We start from the raw sequence: 22,645 nt of genomic DNA, 5'->3' as shown, positions 1-22,645 counted from the left end.
AACAGGATCGCCCTGACGTCGCGCTGGCACGCCGACTGTGGCAAACGGCGCAAGCGGGTTTCGACTTCACCCGCCTGGTGTTCGTCGATGAAACCGGCACGAACACCGCGATGACCCGCAGTCATGGTTGGGGGCATCGCGGCAGGAAGCTCTTTGCCAAGGCACCGCATGGGCACTGGATGACGTCCACCTTTATCGCCGGGCTGGCGCATGATGGTGTTCTGGCTCCGCACCTGCTGCCATGCCCGATGAACGGGGTGATCTTCCGTCAGTGGCTGGAGGAATGCCTGATCCCGGAAATGAGACAGGGCAGCATTGTCGTCGTCGATAACCTGTCCGCCCACAAAGTCGCAGGCATCCGCGAATGCATCGAAAATGCGGGCATGCACCTGCTCTACCTGCCGCCCTACAGTCCCGACTTCAACCCGATCGAACAGGTCTTCTCAAAGATCAAAGGCCTCCTCAGGCAAATGAACCCACGCAGCTTCGACGCCATCTGCGACGCGCTCAAAGTCATCCTCCAAAGCTTCAAACCCGGCGAATACGCAAACTTCATCCGCCATGCCGGCTATGTACAAACTTGATCGAATATGAGTCTAGTGACAAAGGTTACAAAGTTTACACCTGCGTCACTTTCGTTACTCCGGGATTTACGATTACAAATCAATCTTTTGCCTCCTGATCCCCTGCCCGAAAGTTACACTTCGTCCGGTTTTGGAAATTTTCCCGCCGAGCACCACGATGATGGGCAATTCCGGGCGGTATAATGCCGCAAGGGTGGGGATGTAGGAAAGCGAAAGCCTGCGCCGTTAGGCCCGGCCAAGGGCGAGCAGGCCGTCGATATCGAGATGGCGTTCCATCCCTTCGGCCAGTTCATCGAGCGCTGCGTCAACGGTCGCGCCGTGGTCCAGCCCGTGGCCTTCGACACCGAGCCGGGCGAGAAACGCGCGGCGCAAGGGGCCGGAGGCGAACAGGCCGTGGCAATATGTGCCGATCACCCGCCCGCACGGCGAGACCGCGCCGTCCGTCCGGCCATCGTCCAGCATGGCGAAGGGCGTATCGGCGGGGGCGCGGCCGGTTTCGCCCATGTGCATCTCGTATCCCGCGAAAGGCGCGCCCAGCGCCGTGCCGCGCACGTCGCGCAGGGTCTTGCGCGGCTGGAGCAGGGTGGCGTGGTCCATCAGACCCAGCCCGCCCACTTCGCCGGGCGGTCCTTCAAGCCCCAGCGGATCGGCGATCGTGCGGCCGAGCATCTGGTAGCCGCCGCAGATCCCCAGCACTCTGCCACCGCGCCGGTGATGGGCCAGCACATCGATGTCCCAGCCCTGTGCGCGCAGGAATGCCATGTCGGCGATGGTCGCCTTGGTGCCGGGCAGCACGATCACGTCGGCCTCCGCCGGGATCGGCGTGCCGGGCGGGACCATCGCCACGGTGACGCCCGGCTCGGTCTTGAGCGGATCGAGATCGTCGAAATTGGCGATGCGCGGCAGCATCGCGCAGGCGATCAGCACACCCTTGCCCATGTGGCGGCGATCGGCCCGGTCCAGCACCACCGCATCCTCGCTCGGCAGGCGAGATACGGCGGGGAGCCACGGCAGCACCCCGAAGCCGGGCCAGCCGGTGCGCTGTTCGATAGCCGCATAGCCATCCGCGAACAGCGAAAGGTCGCCGCGGAACTTGTTGATGATGAAGCCGCGGATCATCGCCGCGTCGGCCGGATCGATCACCGCATGGGTGCCGACCAGCGCGGCGATCACCCCGCCCCGGTCGATATCGCCCGCCAGCACCACCGGCACCCCGGCGGCGCGGGCAAAGCCCATGTTGGCGATATCGCCTTCGCGCAGGTTGATCTCGGCCGGAGAGCCCGCGCCTTCGACCACCACGATATCGCACCGCGCGCGCAGCCGCTCCCAGCTTTGCAGCACTTCGGGCAGCAGCGGGCGGCGGCCCTCGATAAAGTTCGCCGCGCCCAGCGTGCCGCGTACCTGCCCGTGGACCACCAGTTGCGCGGTGTGATCCGCCTGCGGCTTGAGCAGAACCGGGTTCATGTCGGTATGCAGCGGCGCACGCGCCGCGATTGCCTGCAGGGCCTGCGCCCGTCCGATCTCGCCGCCGTCAGCCGTGACGGCGGCGTTGTTCGACATGTTCTGCGGCTTGAACGGCAGCACCGACAGCCCCCGGTTGGCGAGCGCGCGGCACAACCCGGCGACCAGCACCGACTTGCCGACGTCCGACCCGGTGCCCTGGATCATCAGACCGGCCATATCGCTCCTTCCGTCGTGCCCGCTCCGGTGGCTACGTAGACCCATTCCGGCGCGAGGGAACGTCGATTATGGGCACAACCGCGCGGACGGGGTGGTGCCGGGCCCACCCCGTCCGGCTAGGCGGCACGCCGCCAAGCCTTCCGGCCCTCCCGCGAGCGGGCGGGCATACGCTGATTTCCCCGCCCGCTCGTGAGAGGGGAGCGAGACTTACGTGCTCAGCACGTTAGTCGCAGCGGGGGGGCATGGCGCGAGGCCAGCCATGTCAGCGTCCAATCAAACCCAGCGCGTGGCGGGCGAAGGCGTCGCGGTCGAAGATCCAGCGCTGGTCCTGCGGCACTTCGGGATCGGTCAGCCCCCAGCCTTCGTCCGAATAGATGCGCGCGGCGTTGCCGACGGTGTTGAATGCCAGCGAAACGATCCGCTGCTGCGCGCGCGTGGTCTGCTCGTTACCTTCGATGAGGGTGGTGCCCGGCGTGATCCGGGTGCCTTGAGGGCGAACCGCGAAGACATAGGGCTCGGTGCGGAAGCTCTGCACGGTGGTGTCGAGGAAGACCGAAAGGTACACCTTGTCCAGCGCGGCGAGCGGGTTGGCCGGCATGCGCCAGGCGGGATCGGCCACCACGCTCCATGGATAGCTTTGCGGCGGACTGTAGGTGTTCTCGGTACGCAGATCGACCAGCGCATCGCGCGGGGCCTGTTCGGGTTTCAGCCGGGCGAGCTTGAGGCCGTTCGACCAGGTGAAGCCATAACCCAGCGCGTCGATCAGCGGCATGGCAGAGGGCGGCGCGCCGTTGGGCTGGTTGGCCACGGTCACGTTTTCCCAGATGCGCAAGTAGGCCTTGTCCTTGAGCTGGTGCCCGCTCGCCACGTTCGACCAGCCGCGCTGTCCGCGCCACAGCGAATTGCGCAAGTGGCTGACAAGGATGCCGTTGATGTAAGTGGTATGGTCCTGATCCGGGGTGCCGCTGAGGTTGCCGGCAATATCGCTGTCCTCGACGTAAAGCATCGTCTGCCCGCCCGGCACGAAGATCGCGTTCTTGCCGCCATAGATGCGGGCGCGGCGGACCACGGCGGTGAACAGCCCCGGCTTCTCGCCACCATAAGCCTCCAGTTGCAGCCCGCCCTTGGGCTGGATCGCGCCCGAGAAATCGAGGCTGATGTCCTGCATCTCGAAGTGGATGCGTTGCCGGCCGATCTCGAACAGGCGCAGGTCGACGCTGGCCCATTCGTCGGCGGTGCGGAAGATCACGCCGTGGCCGGGTTGTGACGAGCGCAGGATGTATTGCGTGCCGTCCAGCGAACCGACGATCTGCGGCAGCCAGGGCGCGAACGGGTAGACGCACGGGTTCCCCGCACCATCGCGCGCCTCGTAGACGAATTCGAACCCGCCCTCGGCCCGGCCATAGAGCGAATCGCCGCTGCGCCCCTGATAGACCTCGCGCCCGGCCGCGCGCGATGCATCGCACTTGACGAACAGCTTCACCGCCGGCGCGCGCAGGCCATGCATCGGCATATAGGCGGGGTAGCCCGCTATCGCCGGAGCCACCACCGGCGGCGGCTCCTTGCCGGCGGCAGCACTGCTGTCGCCCAGCCCCGACAGGCTGAACGCCGCCGCCAGGCACAGCGCCCCGGCGCGCAGCGGGCGGGAGCGGGGGAACGGGGCAGGCGGGTTGGGCATCGGTCACTTCCAGGATACGCGCTTGGTCAAGCAGGACATGGGACGGTACTCCGCCCCGTCAATCGCTGATGCCCCGGTGTCGTATTTTGGAGCGTTTCAGCGGCGGAAGGTTGCGCACGGGTTTTCGCTGGCCGGATCACCCCGGAACTTTGCCGGAAGCGCTTTTTCGCATAGCCAGTCGGACATGACCGCGCGCGATATCGCCATTGCAGGGTGCGGCCCCGCCGGGCTTGCAGCCGCACTGCTGCTTCACCGTGGCGGCCACCGTATCGAGATTTTCGAGCGCTTCGATACGCCTCGGCCGATCGGTTCGGGTCTGATGCTCCAGCCGACCGGTCTGGCGGTTCTCGATCGGCTCGGGCTTGCAGAAACGATATTGGCGCGCGGCGCGCGGATCGACCGCTTGCTGGGCAAGACTGCCGGAGGGCACCGCACGGTGCTCGACGTGCACTATAGCGCGCTGCGAAAAGCGAACGCTTTCGGTATCGGTATCCACCGGGCCGCGCTTTTCGGTACGCTTTATGACGCGGTGCTGGCCGCCGGCATTCCGATCCGGACCGGTCGCACCATATCCGGTTCTCGCTTCGTGGGGGAGCGCAGGCAGCTCGAGTTCGACGATGGCGAGCGGGGGCAAGAATTCGATCTGCTGGTCGACGCGCTGGGGACGCGCACCCCGTTGGCGCCACCTACCGGGCGCATGCTGGATTACGGAGCGCTCTGGGCCAGCCTCACCTTGCCCCGCGAAACGGATTTTCAGCCTCACGCACTTGAACAACGCTATCACCGGGCCAGCCGCATGGTCGGCGTACTGCCGATCGGCTCTGCGCCGAGCACGGGTGAACCGCAGGTCGCGTTCTTCTGGTCGCTGCGCGCCGATCAGTTCGCGGCATGGCAGGCCAGTGGGCTACAGGCGTGGAAACGCGAAGTTCTGGACCTGTGGCCAGCCTGCGCGCCCTTGCTGGATCAGATCGTCGATCCTGATCAACTCGTCTTCGCCCGCTACGCTCACCGCACATTGCGTGCACCTGCCGAACCGGGCCTCATCCATATCGGTGATGCCTGGCACTCGGCGAGCCCGCAGCTTGGGCAGGGAGCCAACATGGCGCTGCTGGACGCCTGGGCACTGGCCCGAGGCCTGAGGGACGCACCCGATATCCCTGCCGCCCTTGCCCGGACGGTCGACCAGCGGCGTCGCCACGTCGGCACATACCAGGCACTGACGGCGCTGTTCACGCCGGTGTACCAGTCCGACAGCCGGATACTTCCGCTGGTTCGCGATCGGCTGGTCGGCCCGCTGTCCCAGGTATGGCCCGCGACATGGATTCAGGCCGCCATGGTGGCGGGTTTGATCGGTGACCCGCTGACCCCGCTAGGGTTGAACTGAATCCCGACCTCGCCGTTCCGCTCCGGGCAGCACCCGGCATACCGATGCAAAAGTGTGGCTTTGTCGCTCCTGTAGCGCGGACCGCCTCTAGTCAGCACCTTGTGCCGCGCGGGGGCATGCATTTGGCAAGAAAGTCCACGCATCTTTCACACACTCGTCAGCATCAGCAGCACAACAACAGGACCTCCCCCATGGCTCTCGCATATTCGTACAAGCGTCTGGTTTCCACGGCGGCCGCTGTGGCTTCCGGCCTCTGCCTCAGCCTTCCGGCGGACGCTCATGCCATCTGGTTCGCCCAGCGTGCCAAGCAGACTGCCCTGGTATATGGTGTGGGGGCCGACGATCTCGACGCGGTGAGCCGTCTGCCCAAGATCACCTCGGTCAAGGCGCTCGACGAAGCCGGCCTGCCGGTCGACGCGACGCTCAAGGCGGCGGGGATCGTCCCGGTCGTCGATAGCGACGAGCCGTTCGCGGTGGTCGCCGCCGCAATGGACTATGGCCTGTGGACCAAGGATGCCGCCGGCACCTGGCACAACAAGGGCAAGGACGAGGTTGCCGGACCGGTCACCGTGTCCGAGCACAACTGGAAGTACGGCGTCTACCTCAAGACCCTGCCGACCAAGCCGGTGCCGCTGATCGAGGGGCAGACCCTGCAGATCGTGCCGGTGCTGCCGATCGCGGTGGACAAGGGCAAGCCGCTGACCGTGCGGGCGATGTACATGGGCAAGCCGGTGGCAGGCGTGAAGATCATGTCCGACTACGTCAACGATCCGGACGAAACTCCGGTCACCACAGGGGCAGACGGCACCGCCACCGTCACGCTGCGCAACCAGGGCCTCAATGTCATCGTCGGCATCCTGGTGGTCGGCAGCGATGAGCCCGCCAGGTACAACCAGATGGAGCACCGTGCCTCGCTGGCGTTCACCTTGCCGCATCTTCCTGAATAAGCCCCCGAAATTCCCCCCAGGAGAAACTCCATGAACCGTTTGAAGATCGCCGCCCTGACCGCCGCCGCGCTGTGCGGTGCCGGCCTGCTCGCCACCACGTCGTTCGCGCACGGCAGCATGAAGCCGATGCACGGCGGCAAGGTGCAGATGTCGGGCGAGACGCTGTTCGAAATCGTCAAGGGCCCCAAGGGCGTGGACGTCTACATCAGCGAGGAAGACGAGCCGCTGCCGGCCAAGGACTTCACCGGCAAGCTGATCGTCACCGCCGGCACCCAGAAGACCACCAGCCCGCTGGCGGTTACCGGTGCCAACAAGTTCAGCGTCGCCGGGCTCAAGCCGGCGGCCGGGGCCAAGGTCGTCGTCTCGCTGGTCGAAACGGCCAGCGGCACCAAGACCTTCGCGACCTTCACGCTCTGAAGGCCCCGCATACCCGAACCCTCCCCTGACCCACAGGGACATGACCTGAGCGGGCTCATGCCGGACGGCGCGAGCCCGCTTTTTTGTGCGCGCGGGGCGGATGACGGCAATCGGTTGTGCGAAGCTATCATGCTGCGTCGCAGCATATGAAGGTGCTCGGCCTCAGCAGGCGAAAACCCGCCGAAGACTCGGAAATTTCGCAATTGCAGCATAGGCGGCACAATGCGCGGCGGCCGCGACCGATTCGTTATAATCAGCCGCATGGCAGGCACCTTACGATCAAAGATTTGTCCGTGGCGGGATAGCCTCGATCAGGACAGGAGACATAGACAAGCCCGGCAAAAGCGGTCGAAAGCGCCGCAACGGGCCAAGAAAAGTCAGCTCCTGAATGCGTTGCAGGACGTAGGAACAGGCAAAACAGGGATCGTATCGATGAGCATTCGCAAGTCAGCAGTTCGCGCCGTCCTTATCACCAGTGCCGCCATGGTCGCGCTGCCTGGTGCCGCCTGGGCGGAGGCCGCAGATGATGCCGCCGACGCCGGCGCGGACATCACGGTCATCGGCCAGCGCCAGCAGTATCGCGGCGATGTGCCGCTCAGGGAACTACCGCAGTCGGTCCAGGAGATCGACGGCAAGCTGCTCTCGCAGCTCAACATCACCCGTCTTGACGCGGCGCTGGATCTGGCCAGCGGGGTCGCCCGCCAGAACAACTTCGGCGGCCTGTGGGACAGCTTCGCCATCCGCGGCTTTGCCGGTGACGAGAACTTCCCGAGCGGCTTCCTGGTCAACGGGTTCAACGGCGGGCGCGGCTATGGCGGCCCGCGCGATGCCTCCAACATCGAGAAGATCGAAGTGCTGAAAGGCCCGAACGGCGCGGTGTTCGGCCGTGGCGAGCCCGGCGGCACGATCAACATCACCACCAAGAAGGCCAAGATCGGCGACAGCTTCGGCAGCTTCGCGGCGTCCGGCGGCAGTTATGACACCTATCGCGTCGAAGGAGATTACAACCTGAGCGTGAGCGATACCGTTGCCATCCGCCTGAACGGTGCGATGCAGGAGGCCGACAGCTTCCGTGAAACGGTCAGCTCGCGCAAGAAGGTCGCCTCGCCCTCGATCCTCTTCCAGCCTTCTTCCAGCACCAGCCTGTCCTACGAGATGGAGTTCGTCGATCAGGAAGTCGATTTCGATCGCGGCGTCGTGGCGGTGGACGGCAAGCTTGGGGTGATGAGCCGCAAGACCTTCCTTGGCGAGCCCGGCGACGGGCCGACGAAGGTGAAGGTGCTGGGCCATCAGGTGCAGTTGCAGCAGGAAATCGCGCAAGGCTGGGTGCTGCTGGGCGGCTTCGGCTATCGCGATACCAGCTTCAAGGGCTATTCCAGCGATCCGGAACTGGCCGGTGGTCGCCAGACCCTGGAGGAGACCGGCAACATCCTGTCCCGCCAGCGACGCTTCCGCGATTACGACACCACCAACATGGTGTTCCGGGGTGAAATTTCCGGCAGCTTCTACACTGGCCCGTTCAAGCACCACGTGCTGCTCGGTGCTGACTGGGACAAGTTCAAGATAGACCTGTTCCAGACCCGCTATCGCGGCCCCGTCTACACGGCAGGCTCGCCCATCACCGCAGCCAACTACGCGATCGACATCTTCAATCCGGTCTATGGCCAGGTTGTCACACCCACCACGTTCCTGCAGGACTCGCACGAAGTGCAATCGGCCTGGGGCGTCTATTTCCAGGACCAGATCGACGTCACCGACCATTTCAAGCTGCGCGTCGGCGGCCGCTTCGACCACTTCAAGCAGGACGTGACCAACTACCTCAAGGCACCGACCGACGACTTGTACAACAAGATCGCGATCCGCAAGCGCTTCAGCCCGACCGCCGGCGCGCTTTACGAACTCACCGATACGCTGAGCATCTATGGCGGCTATGGTACCGGCTTCCGCCCCAACAGCGGTCTTAACTTCTTCGGCAATGCGTTCGCGCCGGAGACCAGCAAGTCCTATGAGGCCGGCTTGCGCTTCACGTCGATCGACAAGAAGATCAGCGCGACGCTCGCCGCTTACAGCATGAAGAAGAAGAACATCCTGACCAACGATCCGAACCCCGACCACTCGGGCTTCTCGATCGCCGGGGGATCGGCAACCAGCAAGGGCATCGAGGCCGACATCAACGCCAGCCTGCCCGGCGAGATCAGCGTCTACGCCGCTTACGCCTACACCGATGCGAAATGGGCCGTCGCTGCGGCTGACCCCGCATTCGGCCTCGCCATCGAAAAGGGCGATCCGCTGATCAACATCCCCAAGCATCAGGCCAACCTGCTGGTCACCAAGGCGTTCGATCTGGGCGAGACCGGCCGGTTCACCGTGGGCGGCGGCGTCAACTACGTGTCGAAGCGGCTGGGTGAGACCGGTTCCGACTTCTACCTGCCGGACTATACCCTGGTGCGCGCGCTCGCCAGCTACGAGCCGTCGGAAAGCGTCAAGCTCAGCGTTGACGTGACCAACCTGTTCGACGTGACCTGGTATGCCGCTTCGTACCATCGCTACTGGGTCATGCCGGGTACGCCGCGCACGATCACCGGCCGCGTCGAATTCAAGTTCTGATCGAGGTCCCAGCGCGTGTCCGCCGCTCCCTTCCCTCAAGGGGGCGGCGGCCGTATCCTGATTTTGTGACTTTCGCGGGCGGGATGCCATGAAGCCGGCCTTTGTTCTTGCCCTTCACCGCCGGCTTGCCCTGGTCTTCGCGCCGTTGCTGCTGTTGCAGGCGCTGACCGGCATGGCGCTCGCCTTTCACGCGCCGCTGGCGCGACTTGCCGATCCTGCGGCCATGGTGTGCCGGACCCCGGCCACTGCCCCGGCCGTTCCCGTCTCGGCATTGCGCCACGCGGCGGAGCGTGCGTTCCCCGGCTACCAGGTATCCCGGCTGTTCTTCGCCGATGTGCCGCAAGCCGCCGCATTCGCGCAGCTTTCCGATCCCGCCGGGCGCGTGCGCTACGTCACGCTCGATCCCGGCGACGGCCGCGTACTGGCCGCCGGCACGGTGTGGCGGTTCCCTTTCGAGCTGGCGCTCCAGCTTCACTACCGACTGCTGGCGGGGTCCGCCGGGCTCGTGATCGTCACCCTCAACGGGGTGGCGCTGGCGCTGATCGCGGGTACCGGTCTGTGGCAATGGTGGCCGGGACGCGGGCGGGTGTTGGCCGCGCTCAAGATCCGCAAGGGTTTGCCCGCGCGGCTGCGCCTGCGCCAGCAGCACCGCAGCTTCGGTGCGATGGCGGCGGTGGTGGCGCTGTTCAGCGCCATGACCGGACTGGCGCTGGCGATCCCCGACCTGGCCTGGCCCGGTGCCGCGCCGGGTGCAGTGCCCAGCCCGACCCCGGTTGTCCTGGCCGATCCCCGCATTGACGCCGCCATTGCGCTGGCCGCACGACAGTTTCCCGATGCCCCCCTGCGCGATGTCCGCTTCGGGGCCGACGGCGTGCTGGCCGTGAACCTGTTCGCCGCATCGCAGGCCCCGCGCGCTTTCGACACGGTGCGGGTGGATGCCCGCAGCGGCGTGGTGTTGGCCAGCGTTCCCGCCGCCGAAAACCCCGCGCTGTGGACCACCGCGCTGCCGCTGCACACCGGCGAGACGTTTGGCATGGCCGGGCGGCTGGTGATCCTGCTGGAAGCGGCGGTGCTTGTATTCCTGAGCCTCAGCGGCCCGTTGCTATGGTGGCGCGCCCGCGCCACCCGCCGTGCGCGCACGCCTAACCAAGGAGCTTCCCGGTGACTGCCATCCTTCACTGCGGCGACGAGGAACGCGGCCGTATCTGGGCCGATGTCTTCGCCCGCGACATGCCTGAGGTCGATTTCCGCTGCTGGCCGGATATCGGCGATGCGGCGGACGTGCGCTATCTTGTCGCCTGGACGATGACCCCCGAACTGATCGCGGCGCTGCCCGCGCTCGAAGTGCTGTTCAGCATCGGTGCCGGGGTGGACCAGCTCGACCTGTCGCTCCTGCCCCCGCATGTGCGGGTGGTGCGGATGATCGAGCCGGGCATCACCACCACCATGGCCCAGTATGTGGCGATGGCCTGCCTGGCCCTGCACCGCGACCTGCCGTTTTTCCACGCGGAGCAGCGGGCGGGGCGCTGGAGTTATCGGCCGGTCAGGCTTTGCTCGGAACGCTCGGTCGGCTTTCTGGGGCTGGGCGAACTGGCGCGCGCGTCGCTGGCGGCGCTGGCTCCGCTGGGTTTCCGGCTCCACGGCTGGAGCCGCAGCGGGGCAACGATCCCAGGCGTCCAGTGCCACGCCGGGGCGGGCCAGCTCGATACGTTCCTGGCGCAGTGCGACATCCTCGTCTGCCTGCTGCCGCTGACCGATGACACGCGCGGCATTCTGTGCCGCGATCTGTTCGCGAAACTGCCGCGCGGCGCTTCGCTGGTGAACGTCGCGCGCGGTGGCCATCTGGTGCAGGACGATCTGATCGCGGCGCTCGACGAGGGCCAGTTGTCCGCCGCGATGCTGGACGTGACCAGCCCCGAGCCGCTGCCCGAAGGTCATCCGTTCTATACGCATCCCGCGATTTTCCTGACCCCGCACATCGCCGGGGTGACCCGCCGAGAAACCGCGGTCCATGCCCTGATGGACAATGTCCGCGTGGTCATGGCCGGGGCGCGGCCGGACGGGGAAATCGACCGCGACAGGGGCTATTGAGCGCGCGGCATACCCTGCCGAATGGGGGCGGGCAAAGGCGCAGAACGCTTTGCGGCCCCGGTGTAATCGGGCACAAGTTGCGGGTCGGAGATGGTCCTATCCCGTCAAGAGCCAAGCGGATCTTCGGGAGCCACGCGCACCCGCAAGACCAAGCCAGGGGATCGAACGAAAGCTATGACGACCATCAGCACCACCGCCGCATTGGCGTTCCGTCCGCAGTACATCAGTTTCGACTGCTACGGCACGCTGATCCGGTTCCGCATGTCCGAGATGGCGCGCGCGTTCTTCGCCGATCGCATCCCGGCGGAGAAGCTGGATCACATGGCTTTCGTGTTCTCCAGCTATCGCTTCGACGAGACGATGGGGCCTTGGCAGCCCTATCGCGAACTGCTGCGCAATGCCGTGCGCCGCACCGCGAAGGCGTTCGGCGTCGAATATCGCGAGGCCGATGCCGATGCGCTCTACGATGCGGTGCCGACCTGGGGCCCGCATGACGATGTGCCCGGCGGTCTTTCGAAGATCGCCGACAAGATCCCGCTCGTCATCCTGTCGAACGCGATGAACGAGCAGATCGACCGCAATGTGGCGCTGCTCGGCGCGCCGTTCCACCGCGTCTACACCGCCGAAAGCGCGCAGGCCTACAAGCCGCGGATGCAGGCGTTCGAATACATGTTCGACCAGCTCGGCTGCGGGCCCGAAGTGATGATGCATGTGTCATCCAGCTTCCGCTACGACCAGAACACGGCGACCGACCTTGGCTTCGGTTGCCGGGTGTTCGTCGGTCGTGGGCACGAACCTTCGAACAATCACTATCGCGACGTCGAGATTCCGCACATCGGCTGCCTGCCGGCCGTGGTCGGTCTCTGACCGCAATGGCGCGCACCCGGTCCCACCCTGTCCCGTCCCGGCATCCCCCCTTCCCCCGCCGGGGCGGGACTTGGGGGCCGCGCTCCGTCCGCCCGGTCGGCACCGTCCGCCGATGACCGCAAGGGGCATCCTGTCACGGCGCGAGCTGCTGGGAGCCGGCGTGGCCGGGGTCGGGCTGATGGCGCTGGGCGGCTGCGGGCCATCGCCGCAGCGCCGTCCGGCGGCCGCCTCGTCCGGCGCGGGCGCGATCCGGGTGGCCAGCATGGCGGCGTCCACCAAGGATACCCTGGACCCGGCCAAGGGGGCGATGGCGACCGATTACGTGCGCCATTACATGCTCTACAGCGGCCTCACCAGCATCGACGATGACAGTCTGCGCCCGCGGCCGGCGCTGGCGGAAAGCTTCGACAGCGATGACCGGATCACCTGGCACTTCCGCCTGCGGCGCGGGGTGCGGTTCCATGATGGCGCGCCGCTGACCTCGGCCGACGTGGTCCACTCGCTGCGCCGGCACAACGATCCGGCGGTCGCCTCCAAGATCGCCGCCATTGCCGCGCAGTTCGCCGAGGTGCGCGCCGATGGCCGCTACGGCGTCACCATCCGCCTGACCGGGGCCAACGCCGATCTTCCCACGCTGCTGGCGCAGGCGCAGTTCCTGATCGTCAAGGCGGGGCAGGATCACCCGGACGGGACCGGTACCGGGGCCTATCGCCTCGCCCAGTTCGAACCCGGCGTGCGCACCCTGGTCGTGCGCAACCGCGAATACTGGATACCCGGCCGCCCCCACCTCGAACAGGTGGAGCTGATCGCCATCCCGGACGAGACCAGCCGCGTCAACGCGCTGCTTTCGGGGGATGTCCATGCGATCCACGCGATCAACCCGCATTCGCTGCCGCGCATCGAGGCATCGGGCACCTGCGAGGCGGTGGTTACGCCGTCCTCGCTCTATACCAACCTCATCATGCGGCAGGATCACTTGCCGACATCGAGCCCGGACTTCGTGCAGGCGGTCAAGCACATGCTGGACCGGCCGCTGATCAACCGCGCCCTGTTCCGCAATACCGCGATGCTGGGCAACGATCAGCCGGTGGCCCCGGTGATGCCCTATTTCAACCGCGAGCTGCCGCAGACCGTGCTCGATCTGGATCGGGCGCGCTGGCACGTCCGGCGCGGCGGCCTGAACGGATTGCGCCTGCCGCTCTACTGTTCGCCGGCGGCGACCGGTTCGGTGGACATGGCATCGATCCTGCAGGAATACGGATCGCAGGTGGGTCTGGAATTCGCGGTCAACCGCGTGCCTGCGGACGGCTACTGGTCCACCCACTGGATGCGCCACGCGATGACCTTCGGCAACAACAACCCGCGCCCGACCGCCGATCTGGTATTCAGCCTGTTTTTCCAGTCGAATGCCGAATGGAACGAGAGCGGGTGGAAGAACGAGCGCTTCGACCGTCTGCTGACCGAGGCACGCGGCGAGGCCGACGAGGTGCGCCGGGGCGAGCTGTATGGCGAAATGCAGCGGCTGGTGCATGACCGGTGCGGCATCGCCATCCCGGTCTTCATCAGCCTGTGCGACGGGTATGACAAGCGGTTGAAGGGCATCAAGCCGATCCCGCTGGGCGGCTTCATGGGCTACCGCTTCGCCGAATTCGCGCGCTGGGAGGATTGATGACCGCCGCCCCGCCCACCCGCTCCGCCGCCGCCCGGCTGCTGCCGATGATCGCCGGGCGCATCGCCTCGTCGCTGCTCACGCTGTTCCTCGTGTCAGTGGTGATCTTCGTTGCCAGCAGCCTGCTCCCCGGCGATGCCGCGCAGGAACTGCTGGGGCAGAGCGCCACCCCGGCGCAGATCGCCGCGCTGCGCCACGAGATGGGGCTGGACCAGCCGGGCCCGGTGCGCTTCGTGCACTGGCTTGGCGCGCTGCTCCACGGCGATCCGGGGGTCTCGTTTGTCGCCAACATGCCGGTCAGCGATATCATCGCCAACCGCCTGCCCAATTCGCTGCTGCTGGCCGCGATCACCGCCCTCATCTCGATCGTGCTGGCGCTGACGATCGGCATCGCCAGCGCGATCAACCGGGGCGGTCGCATCGACAGCGCGCTCAACATCGCCACGCTGTCGCTGGTCGCGATACCCGAATTCCTGATCGCCACGCTGGCGGTGCTGGCCTTCTCGGTCAAACTGCTGTGGCTGCCGTCGATCTCGCTGGTCACCCCCGAAACCGGCTGGGCCGAAACCCTGCGCGCGCTGGCGCTGCCGGTGCTCTCGCTGACCTGCGTGGTCGTCGCCCAGATGGCGCGGATGACGCGCGCGGCGGTGGCCGACCAGCTTGACCGGCCCTATGTCGAAATGGCGCGGCTCAAGGGCGTTCCGTTTGGCCGGATCGTGCTGTTCCATGTGATGCCCAACGCCATCGGCCCGGTCATCAACGCCATGGCGCTTTCGCTCTCCTACCTGATGGGCGGCGCGCTGGTGGTGGAAACGATCTTCAATTACCCCGGCCTTGCCAGCCTGATGGTCAACGCCGTTACGAGCCGCGACATGCCCTTGCTGCAATCCTGCGCGATGATCTTCTGCGCCACCTACCTCGCCCTGATGCTGGTGGCGGATATCGTCGCCATCCTCGCCAACCCGAGGTTGCGGGCATGAGCGGGGCGCTGGCCATGCGCGTTCGCAACATGCGCCTGTCGGGCCGGATCGGCCTGGCGCTGGTGCTGTTCTGGTTGGTGCTCGCGGTTGGCGGCCCGGCGCTGGCACCGCATCCGGTGGGTGCTTTCATCGATCAGGAGGTGTTCAGCGGGCCGGGGCGGACGTTCTGGCTGGGCAGCGATTACCTCGGCCGTGACGTGCTGAGCCGGGTGCTGTGGGGATCGCGCTACACGGTGTTCCTGGCGCTCGGCGCGGCGCTGCTGGCGGTGCTGGGCGGCACTTCGCTGGCGCTGTTCTCCGCCATTCGCGGCGGCTGGACCGACGAGATCCTGGCGCGGGCGATGGATACCCTGAACTCGATGCCGTCCAAAATCTTCGCGCTGGTGCTGGTCGCGGCATTCGGCTCGTCATTGACGCTGCTGCTGCTGATCGCGGCGTTCATCTATATCCCCGGCAATTACCGCATCGCCCGGGCGCTGGCGATCAACCTCGTCGCCATGGATTTCGTCCAGGTGGCCCGCGCACGCGGAGAGGGGGCGTTCCACATCGCCCGCTACGAGGTGCTGCCCAACATGATCCACCCGCTGCTGGCCGACACCGGCCTGCGCTTCGTGTTCGTCGTCCTCCTGCTGTCGGGCCTCAGCTTCCTGGGGCTGGGCGTGCAGCCGCCGTATGCCGATCTGGGTTCGCTGGTGCGCGAGAATATCTCTGGCCTCCCGATGGCGGCCCCGGCGATCATCGTCCCGGCGCTGGCGATCGCCAGCCTGACGGTGGGGGCGAACCTGCTGATCGATGCGCTCAAGCCCGGAGGCAAGGCATGACCGTGGAACTCGCCCCGCCGCCCGCGACCGGCCCGTCCGACGCCAGCGCCGCCGCCGTCGAAGTTCGCGGCCTGTCGATCACCGTCGCGCAGCCGGACGGGACGCGCAGGGCGATCGTCGAGAATATCAGTTTTGCCGTTCCGCGCGGCGAAGTGCTGGCGCTGATCGGCGAATCGGGATCGGGCAAGACCACCATCGCGCTGGCGCTGATGGGCTTTTCCCGCTTCGGCGCGACGATCGCCGCCGATTGCCTGCGTGTGGGCGACATGGATATCGCGGCGATGGGCCAGTCGGCGCTGCGCGGGGTGCGCGGCAGCCGCATCGCCTATATCGCGCAGAGCGCCGCCGCTGCGTTCAACCCGTCGCGTACGATCCTCTCGCAAGTCATCGAGCCGCTGCTGGTTCACGGCCTTGCCGGCCGCGAGGAAGCGCGGGCGAGGGCGGTGGCGCTGTTCCGCTCGCTTGCCCTACCTTCGCCCGAGACGATCGGCGATCGCTATCCGCATCAGGTTTCGGGCGGGCAGCTCCAGCGGCTGATGGCCGCGATGGCGCTGATCACCGGCCCGGAACTGGTCATCCTCGACGAGCCGACCACCGCGCTCGACGTGACCACCCAGGTCGAAGTGCTGCGCGCCTTCAAGGCCGCCATCGCCGAGAGCGGTGCGACCGCCGTCTATGTCAGCCACGATCTGGCGGTGGTGACGCAGGTATCCGAACACATTGTGGTCCTGCAGAACGGGCGCATGGTCGAACAGGGCGACAGCGCGCGCATCCTGACCGCCCCGCAAAGCGAATATACCCGCACCCTGCTGGCCGCCGCCCGGCCCGCCATACGGCCCACGGCGGATGCGGCGCTGGACAAGGTGCTGACGGTCGACAGCATCCATGCCGGCTATGGCCGCATCGTTCGCGGCATGCCGGCAACGCCGATCCTGGCCGATGTCGGCTTCACGGTGCGGCGCGGATCGACGCTGGGGGTGATCGGCGAATCGGGGAGCGGCAAGTCCACGCTGGCGCGGGTCATCGCCGGCCTGCTGCCTGCCGCTTCGGGTGAGGTGCTGCTGGAGGGCCAACCGCTGCCGCGTGCCATGGCCCAGCGCAGCCGCGAGCAGTTGCGCCGCATCCAGCTCGTGTTCCAGAACGCCGATACCGCGCTCAACCCGGCGCAGACGGTGCGCGATATCATCGCCCGGCCGCTGGCGTTCTATCATGGTCTCAAGGGTGCTGCGGCTCATGCGCGGGTGGACGAACTGCTCGATCTGATCCGCCTGCCGCGCGCGCTGGCCGACCGCCGCAGTACCGAGCTTTCGGGCGGGCAGAAGCAGCGCGTCAACCTCGCCCGCGCGCTGGCCGCCGAACCCGATGTGCTGCTGTGCGATGAGGTGACCTCGGCGCTGGATACCGTGGTGGGGGCGGCGATCCTCGACCTGATCGACGAACTGCGCCGCGAACTGGGCATCGCCACGGTGTTCATCAGTCACGACATCTCGACCGTGCGCGCCTTCTGCGACGAGATCCTCGTGCTCTATGCCGGGCGCGCGGTGGAGCGCTGCCCCAAGGCGGCGTTCGATGGCCACAGCCATCACCCCTACACCCGGCTGCTGATCGATTCGGTGCCCGATATGGACCCGACCTGGCTGGCGACCCGCGCTGCGGCGGCCGGTCCGGCGCTGGCCGTCAGCGCGATCGCGCCCGAGCTGTGCCGCTTCCTGCCGCGCTGTCCGGTGGCGATCGGCGGCCTGTGCGACAGCAACCCGCCGCCGCTCCACGTGGATGACGGGCGGGCGATCCTGTGCCACCGCGCCGGAGGGCCGGGCGATGCCTCGCGCTAGAATCTTGCGAAAATCGTTCGAAACCAGCAGCCCCTGCCAGGGCTTGTGGGATAAGCGCCAAGGCCCCGGCGGGGCTGACCCCCGTTGACCCGATCGTCCTCAACCCCTGACGGAGCCGCTCCGATGACCGTTGCCGTACCGCTCTCCCTGACCCTGCGCGCGATGACGGCGGAGGACCTGCCGCGCGCGGAGGAGTTATCCGCCGAGCAGTCGTGGCCGCATCGGATGGAGGACTGGGAACTGTTCTTCGAGCTGGGCGAAGGCATCGTCGCCGAAAGCGACGGCGAGATCGTCGGCTCGATCATGGGCTGGCGATTTGGCGACAACGTCGCCTCGATCGGCATGGTGATCGTCACGCCGAACCGGCAGGGCGCGGGGATCGGCCGCAAGCTGATGGAAGCGATGCTGGCCCGGCTCGATGACTATACGGTGATGCTCAACGCCACCGCCGACGGCCTGCCGCTCTACACCCGCGTCGGCTTCGTGCCGCTTGCCACGGTGCGCCAGCATCAGGGGCTGGCGCCGACCATGCCGCTGGCGCCGCTGCGTGCCGGGGAACGGGTGCGGCCGCTGGGCATGGACGGGGCGGCGCTCATCCGGATGTACAACGAAGCCGTCGGGATGGACCGCACCGCGTTCATGGAGCGGGTCATGCGCGACAGCCAGGCGACCATCCTGACCCGCGAACACGAGCCGGTCGGCTTCTCGCTGCTGCGCCGGTTCGGGCGCGGGCGGGTGGTGGCCCCGGTCGTCGCCCAGGACCTTGCCGGGGCGCAGGCGCTGGTCACCCACTGGCTCGGGGCCAAGGCGGGCAAGTTCTGCCGGATGGACGTGGACGGCGATAGCGGCCTGTCGCAATGGCTCGAAGATATCGGCCTGCCCTGCGTCGGGTCGGTGACCACTATGGTGCGCGGCCCCGCACCGGTGCCGCGCGGCACCGGCAAGGTGTTCGCGGTGATGGGACAGGCGTTCGGATGATGCTGGAACTCGATAACCCCGCACTGCTGCGGCAGGCCGCGCTGGTAAATGGCGAATGGATCGCCGCCGCTTCGGGCGAAACCATCGCCGTGACCAATCCTTCGGACGGCAGCCTGGTCGGGCAGGTGCCGGCCTGCGGGGCTGCGGAGACGCAGGCGGCGATCGATGCATCGATGGCCGCATGGCCGGAGTGGCGCGCGCGCACTGCCGGCGAACGCGCGCTGATCGTCGAGAAGTGGTTCACGCTGGTCATCGAGAACGTGGCCGATCTGGCGCGGATCATGACCGCCGAGCAGGGCAAGCCCCTGGCCGAGGCGCAGGGCGAGATCCGCTATGCCGCCAGCTTCATCAAGTGGTTCGCCGAGGAAGGCCGCCGCGTGGGCGAGCGCAGCGTGGCCGCGCCCGAGCGCGACCGCCGCATCATCGTCCTGTCGCAACCGGTGGGGCCCAGCGCGATCATCACGCCGTGGAATTTCCCTGCGGCGATGATCACCCGCAAGTGCGCTCCCGCGCTGGCGGCGGGCTGTCCGGTCATCATCAAACCTTCGGAATTCACCCCGTTCACCGCGCTGGCGCTGGCCGACCTGGCGCTGGCAGCCGGGATTCCGGCCGGGCTGATCCACGTGGTGACCGGCGCGCCGCAGGCGATCGGCGAGACGTTCGCCGCCAGCCCGGATGTGCGCAAGCTGTCGTTCACCGGCTCCACCCGCGTCGGCTCGCTGCTGATGGCGCAGTGCGCGCGCACCATCAAGCGGGTCAGCCTGGAACTGGGCGGCAACGCGCCGTTGATCGTGTTCGATGATGCCGATGTCGACCTTGCCGTGAAGGCGACCATGGCGAGCAAGTTCCGCAACGCCGGACAGACCTGCGTCTGCGCGAACCGCATCTTCGTGCAGGACGGCATCTACGATGCTTTTGCTGAGCGGCTCTCTGCGGCCGTGGAGGCGCTGCACGTGGCGGACGGGTTCGATCCCGCCGCCACGATCGGGCCGCTGATCAACGGGGCGGCCGTGGACAAGGTCCATGCCCACATCGCCGATGCGCTGGACAAAGGCGGCCGGGTGATCGCCCGCGCGGGCGGGCGCGAGGGTGGCAATTTCGTGCGCCCGGTGGTGATCGGCGGCGCGGGGCCGGACATGCGGCTGTGCGCCGAGGAAACCTTCGGGCCGGTCGCGCCGCTGTTCCGCTTCGGCGCGGAAGCCGATGCCGTCGCCATGGCCAATGACACGCCGTTCGGCCTTGCCGCCTATTTCTACACCCGCGACCTGTCGCGCAGCTTCCGGGTGGCAGAGGCGCTGGAGGCGGGGATGGTCGCGCTCAACACCGGCACGATCGCGATGGAAATGGCCCCGTTCGGCGGTGTCAAGCAATCGGGGCTGGGCCGCGAAGGCGGTACGCACGGCATCGCGGAATATCTGGAAACCAAGGCCTTCCACATCGGCGGGCTGGAACATTGAGACGATCATGACCAACACCGACCGCCGCTATCGCATCGCCGTCATCCCCGGTGACGGGATCGGCAAGGAAGTCATGCCCGAAGGCGTGCGCGCGCTGGAAGCCGCCGCTGCGGCGTTCGGTTTCACGCTGGACCTTGAATGGCACGATTTCGCCTGCTGCGATTATTACGCCCGCCATGGCCAGATGATGCCGGATGACTGGAAGGCGCGGCTGGACGGGGTCGATGCGCTGTTCTTCGGTGCGGTGGGCTGGCCCGATACCGTGCCTGACCACATTTCGCTGTGGCAATCGCTGCTGCAGTTCCGCCGTGAATACGACCAGTACGTCAACTTGCGCCCGGTGCGGCTGATGCCCGGTGTCCCTTGCCCGCTGGCCGGTCGCAAGCCGGGCGATATCGATTTCTGGGTGGTGCGCGAGAATACCGAGGGCGAATACAGTTCGGTCGGCGGGCACATGTTCCCCGGTACCGATCGCGAGATCGTGATCCAGGAAACGGTGATGACCCGCCACGGCGTGGATCGCGTGCTGCGCTACGCTTTCGATCTCGCGTCGAAGCGCGAGCGCCGGCACCTGACCAGTGCGACCAAGTCCAACGGCATCGCCATCACCATGCCGTTCTGGGATGCGCGGGTGGAAGCGATCGCGCCGGAATATCCGGGCGTGACGCATGACAAGTACCACATCGATATCCTGACCGCGCAGTTCGTGATGAACCCGCAGCGCTTCGACGTGGTGGTCGCCTCCAACCTGTTCGGCGATATCCTGTCCGACCTTGGCCCGGCCTGCACCGGTACCATCGGCGTCGCGCCTTCGGCCAACATCAACCCGGACGGGCGTTTCCCGTCGCTGTTCGAACCGGTCCACGGTTCGGCTCCCGATATTGCGGGGCAGGGCATCGCCAATCCGGTCGGGCAAGTGTGGTCCGCCGTGATGATGCTGGAGCATCTGGGCGAGGCAGAGGCTGCCGCTGCCATCATGGGCGCGATCGAGGCGACGCTGGTCAGCGACAACGGCCGCACCCGCGACCTGTCCGGTTCCGCCAGTACGGAGGCCTGCGGCAAGGCCATCGCCAGCCTGATCGGCTGACGCGGCCCCGCCCGCGAAACGCCCCGGCCGGGCGGCGGCAGAAAATGCCGCCTCGGCCGGGACAGACCCTTCCCCAGCCTTCGGGAAATGTCGTTTTCAGCGCATCCCCCTGATCGGCAGGCGTAGCATCGGCGGCATGCACAATACGCCGCACGCCCAGACCGCCACACTCTCCAACCGCTCGCTGGTCGATCTCGATCGCGCCCACCTGATCCATCCGGTCACCTCGTTTCGCGGCCACGAAGCCCACGGGGCGCGCGTGCTGGCGTCGGGCGACGGGATGTGGCTGACCGATATCGACGGCAAGCGCGTGATCGACGCTTTCGCCGGGCTGTGGTGCGTCAATGTCGGCTATGGCCAGGAATCGATCGTCGCCGCCGCGACCGAGCAGATGCGCAAGCTGCCTTATGCCACCGGCTACTTCCATTTCGGCAGCGAGCCGACGATCCTGCTGGCCGAAAAGCTGACCGCGCTGACCCCGCCCGGGCTCGATCACGTCTACTTCACGCTCGGCGGTTCGGACGCGGTGGACAGCGCGATCCGCTATATCACCCATTATTTCAACGCCATCGGCAAACCGGCCAAGAAGCAGTTCGTCGCTCTCGACTGGGGCTATCACGGCTCCAGCTCGACCGGGGCCGGGCTGACTGCGCTGCCCGCGTTCCATCGCGGCTTCGATCTGCCGCGCCCGTGGCAGCACCATATTGCCTCGCCCTATCCCTATCGCCACCCGCAAGGCGATGACGATGCGGCGGTGATCGCCTCCACCGTGGCCGCGCTGGAAGCCAAAGTGGCGGAGCTGGGGGCGGAGAACGTCGCTGCGTTCTGCTGCGAGCCGATCCAGGGATCGGGCGGGGTCATCGTGCCGCCGCGCGGCTGGCTCAAGGCGCTGCGCGAATGCTGCGACCGGCTCGGCATCCTGATGCTGGTCGATGAAGTGATCACCGGGTTCGGCCGCACCGGCCCGATGTTCGCCTGCGACGACGAGGGCGTATCGCCCGATTTCATGACCGTGGCCAAGGGGCTGACCGCCGGCTACGCGCCGATGGGTGCGGTGTTCATGGCCGACCACGTCTATCAGGCGATCGCCGATTCCGCTCCGCCCGAACTGGCGGTGGGCCATGGCTTCACTTATTCCGGCCACCCGGTCAGCGCCGCCGTGGCGCTGGAGGTGATCCGCCTTTACGAGAACGGCCTGCTGGAAAACGGCGTGCGCACCGGCCGCGCCTTTGCCGCCCATCTCGATCGCATCCGCGCCCACCCGCTGGTCGGCGATACGCGCGGGCGCGGCATGCTTGGCGCGATCGAACTGGTCAGCAACAAGGCGACCCGGGCCGGGTTCGATCCCGCGCTCGATATCGGCGGCAGGCTGGGCAAGCTGACCTGGGACAACGGCGTCATCGTGCGCTGTTTCGCGAACGCGGTCATCGGCTTCGCCCCGGCGCTGTGCTGTTCGGAGGACGAGATGGCGGTTATATTCGAACGGGTGGAAACGTCGCTCGACCAACTGCTCGATATGCCCGATATACGCAGCGCCGTGGTCTGAAGAAAAAGGCGGGAAAATCA

The 22,645-nt window shown here is 66.9% G+C and carries 18 protein-coding genes; 16 read left to right on the top strand and 2 right to left on the bottom strand.

The window, feature by feature from the left end; genetic code table 11:
* Nucleotides 1-584 (top strand): IS630 family transposase (locus IE122_RS12005; protein ID WP_189621403.1); only part of this gene is annotated, 584 nt, incomplete at its 5' end.
* Nucleotides 585-809: 225 nt separating this feature from the next.
* Here the strand turns inward: IE122_RS12005 and IE122_RS12000 are convergent.
* Nucleotides 810-2,264 (bottom strand): cobyric acid synthase, encoded by a 1,455-nt coding sequence (locus IE122_RS12000; protein WP_189621402.1) that lies wholly within the window; start codon nt 2,262-2,264, stop codon nt 810-812.
* Between the two features lie 262 nt (nt 2,265-2,526).
* Entirely contained in the window at nt 2,527-3,942 is a 1,416-nt protein-coding gene (locus IE122_RS11995; protein WP_189621401.1) for a hypothetical protein, read from the bottom strand.
* 184 nt (nt 3,943-4,126) lie between these two features.
* Here IE122_RS11995 and IE122_RS11990 point away from each other — a divergent pair, with 184 nt between their 5' ends.
* From IE122_RS11990 to IE122_RS11920, 15 genes are all read left to right on the top strand, one after another.
* Nucleotides 4,127-5,326, top strand: a complete 1,200-nt coding sequence (locus IE122_RS11990) for an FAD-dependent oxidoreductase (RefSeq protein WP_189621400.1) — start codon at nt 4,127-4,129, stop codon at nt 5,324-5,326.
* 191 nt (nt 5,327-5,517) lie between these two features.
* Nucleotides 5,518-6,273, top strand: coding sequence for a DUF4198 domain-containing protein (locus IE122_RS11985; RefSeq protein ID WP_189621399.1), 756 nt, complete (start codon nt 5,518-5,520; stop codon nt 6,271-6,273).
* 30 nt (nt 6,274-6,303) lie between these two features.
* A complete protein-coding gene (locus tag IE122_RS11980) occupies nt 6,304-6,690 on the top strand; it encodes a hypothetical protein (protein ID WP_189621398.1) in 387 nt (128 codons plus the stop codon).
* Nucleotides 6,691-7,122: 432 nt separating this feature from the next.
* On the top strand, nt 7,123-9,297 hold the full coding sequence (locus tag IE122_RS11975; protein WP_189621397.1) for a TonB-dependent siderophore receptor: 2,175 nt from the start codon (nt 7,123-7,125) through the stop codon (nt 9,295-9,297).
* A gap of 88 nt (nt 9,298-9,385) precedes the next feature.
* Nucleotides 9,386-10,462 carry a PepSY-associated TM helix domain-containing protein gene (locus tag IE122_RS11970; RefSeq protein WP_189621396.1) on the top strand — a complete coding sequence of 359 codons (1,077 nt, stop codon included), beginning with the start codon at nt 9,386-9,388 and terminating at the stop codon, nt 10,460-10,462.
* Nucleotides 10,459-11,388 (top strand): 2-hydroxyacid dehydrogenase, encoded by a 930-nt coding sequence (locus IE122_RS11965; RefSeq protein ID WP_229814073.1) that lies wholly within the window; start codon nt 10,459-10,461, stop codon nt 11,386-11,388. The genes IE122_RS11970 and IE122_RS11965 overlap by 4 nt, the downstream gene beginning before the upstream one ends.
* Before the next feature lie 174 nt (nt 11,389-11,562).
* On the top strand, nt 11,563-12,255 hold the full coding sequence (locus tag IE122_RS11960; RefSeq protein ID WP_229814071.1) for a haloacid dehalogenase type II: 693 nt from the start codon (nt 11,563-11,565) through the stop codon (nt 12,253-12,255).
* A gap of 112 nt (nt 12,256-12,367) precedes the next feature.
* Nucleotides 12,368-13,924 carry an ABC transporter substrate-binding protein gene (locus tag IE122_RS11955; RefSeq protein WP_189621395.1) on the top strand — a complete coding sequence of 519 codons (1,557 nt, stop codon included), beginning with the start codon at nt 12,368-12,370 and terminating at the stop codon, nt 13,922-13,924.
* Nucleotides 13,924-14,904, top strand: a complete 981-nt coding sequence (locus tag IE122_RS11950) for an ABC transporter permease (RefSeq protein WP_229814069.1) — start codon at nt 13,924-13,926, stop codon at nt 14,902-14,904. Before IE122_RS11955 ends, IE122_RS11950 begins: the two co-directional genes overlap by 1 nt.
* Nucleotides 14,901-15,725, top strand: a complete 825-nt coding sequence (locus IE122_RS11945) for an ABC transporter permease (RefSeq protein WP_189621394.1) — start codon at nt 14,901-14,903, stop codon at nt 15,723-15,725. Before IE122_RS11950 ends, IE122_RS11945 begins: the two co-directional genes overlap by 4 nt.
* A complete protein-coding gene (locus IE122_RS11940) occupies nt 15,722-17,557 on the top strand; it encodes an ABC transporter ATP-binding protein (protein ID WP_189621393.1) in 1,836 nt (611 codons plus the stop codon). Before IE122_RS11945 ends, IE122_RS11940 begins: the two co-directional genes overlap by 4 nt.
* Before the next feature lie 123 nt (nt 17,558-17,680).
* Entirely contained in the window at nt 17,681-18,535 is an 855-nt protein-coding gene (locus IE122_RS11935) for a GNAT family N-acetyltransferase (RefSeq protein ID WP_189621392.1), read from the top strand.
* The gene (locus IE122_RS11930; RefSeq protein WP_189621391.1) at nt 18,532-19,992 is read left to right on the top strand and encodes an NAD-dependent succinate-semialdehyde dehydrogenase; all 1,461 of its coding nucleotides are present in this window, start codon (nt 18,532-18,534) and stop codon (nt 19,990-19,992) included. The genes IE122_RS11935 and IE122_RS11930 overlap by 4 nt, the downstream gene beginning before the upstream one ends.
* 7 nt (nt 19,993-19,999) lie before the next feature.
* Complete coding sequence (locus tag IE122_RS11925; RefSeq protein WP_189621390.1) at nt 20,000-21,079, top strand: tartrate dehydrogenase; 1,080 nt, start codon at nt 20,000-20,002, stop codon at nt 21,077-21,079.
* A gap of 136 nt (nt 21,080-21,215) precedes the next feature.
* Nucleotides 21,216-22,625 (top strand): aspartate aminotransferase family protein, encoded by a 1,410-nt coding sequence (locus IE122_RS11920; protein WP_189621389.1) that lies wholly within the window; start codon nt 21,216-21,218, stop codon nt 22,623-22,625.
* Nucleotides 22,626-22,645: the final 20 nt, after the last annotated feature.

Origin of the sequence: Novosphingobium colocasiae (assembly GCF_014652555.1) — a bacterium.
In the GTDB taxonomy this organism is placed as follows: domain Bacteria; phylum Pseudomonadota; class Alphaproteobacteria; order Sphingomonadales; family Sphingomonadaceae; genus Novosphingobium; species Novosphingobium colocasiae.
Note: the sequence above shows the minus strand (reverse complement) of the source record. Positions and strands in the feature narration are given on the sequence as shown.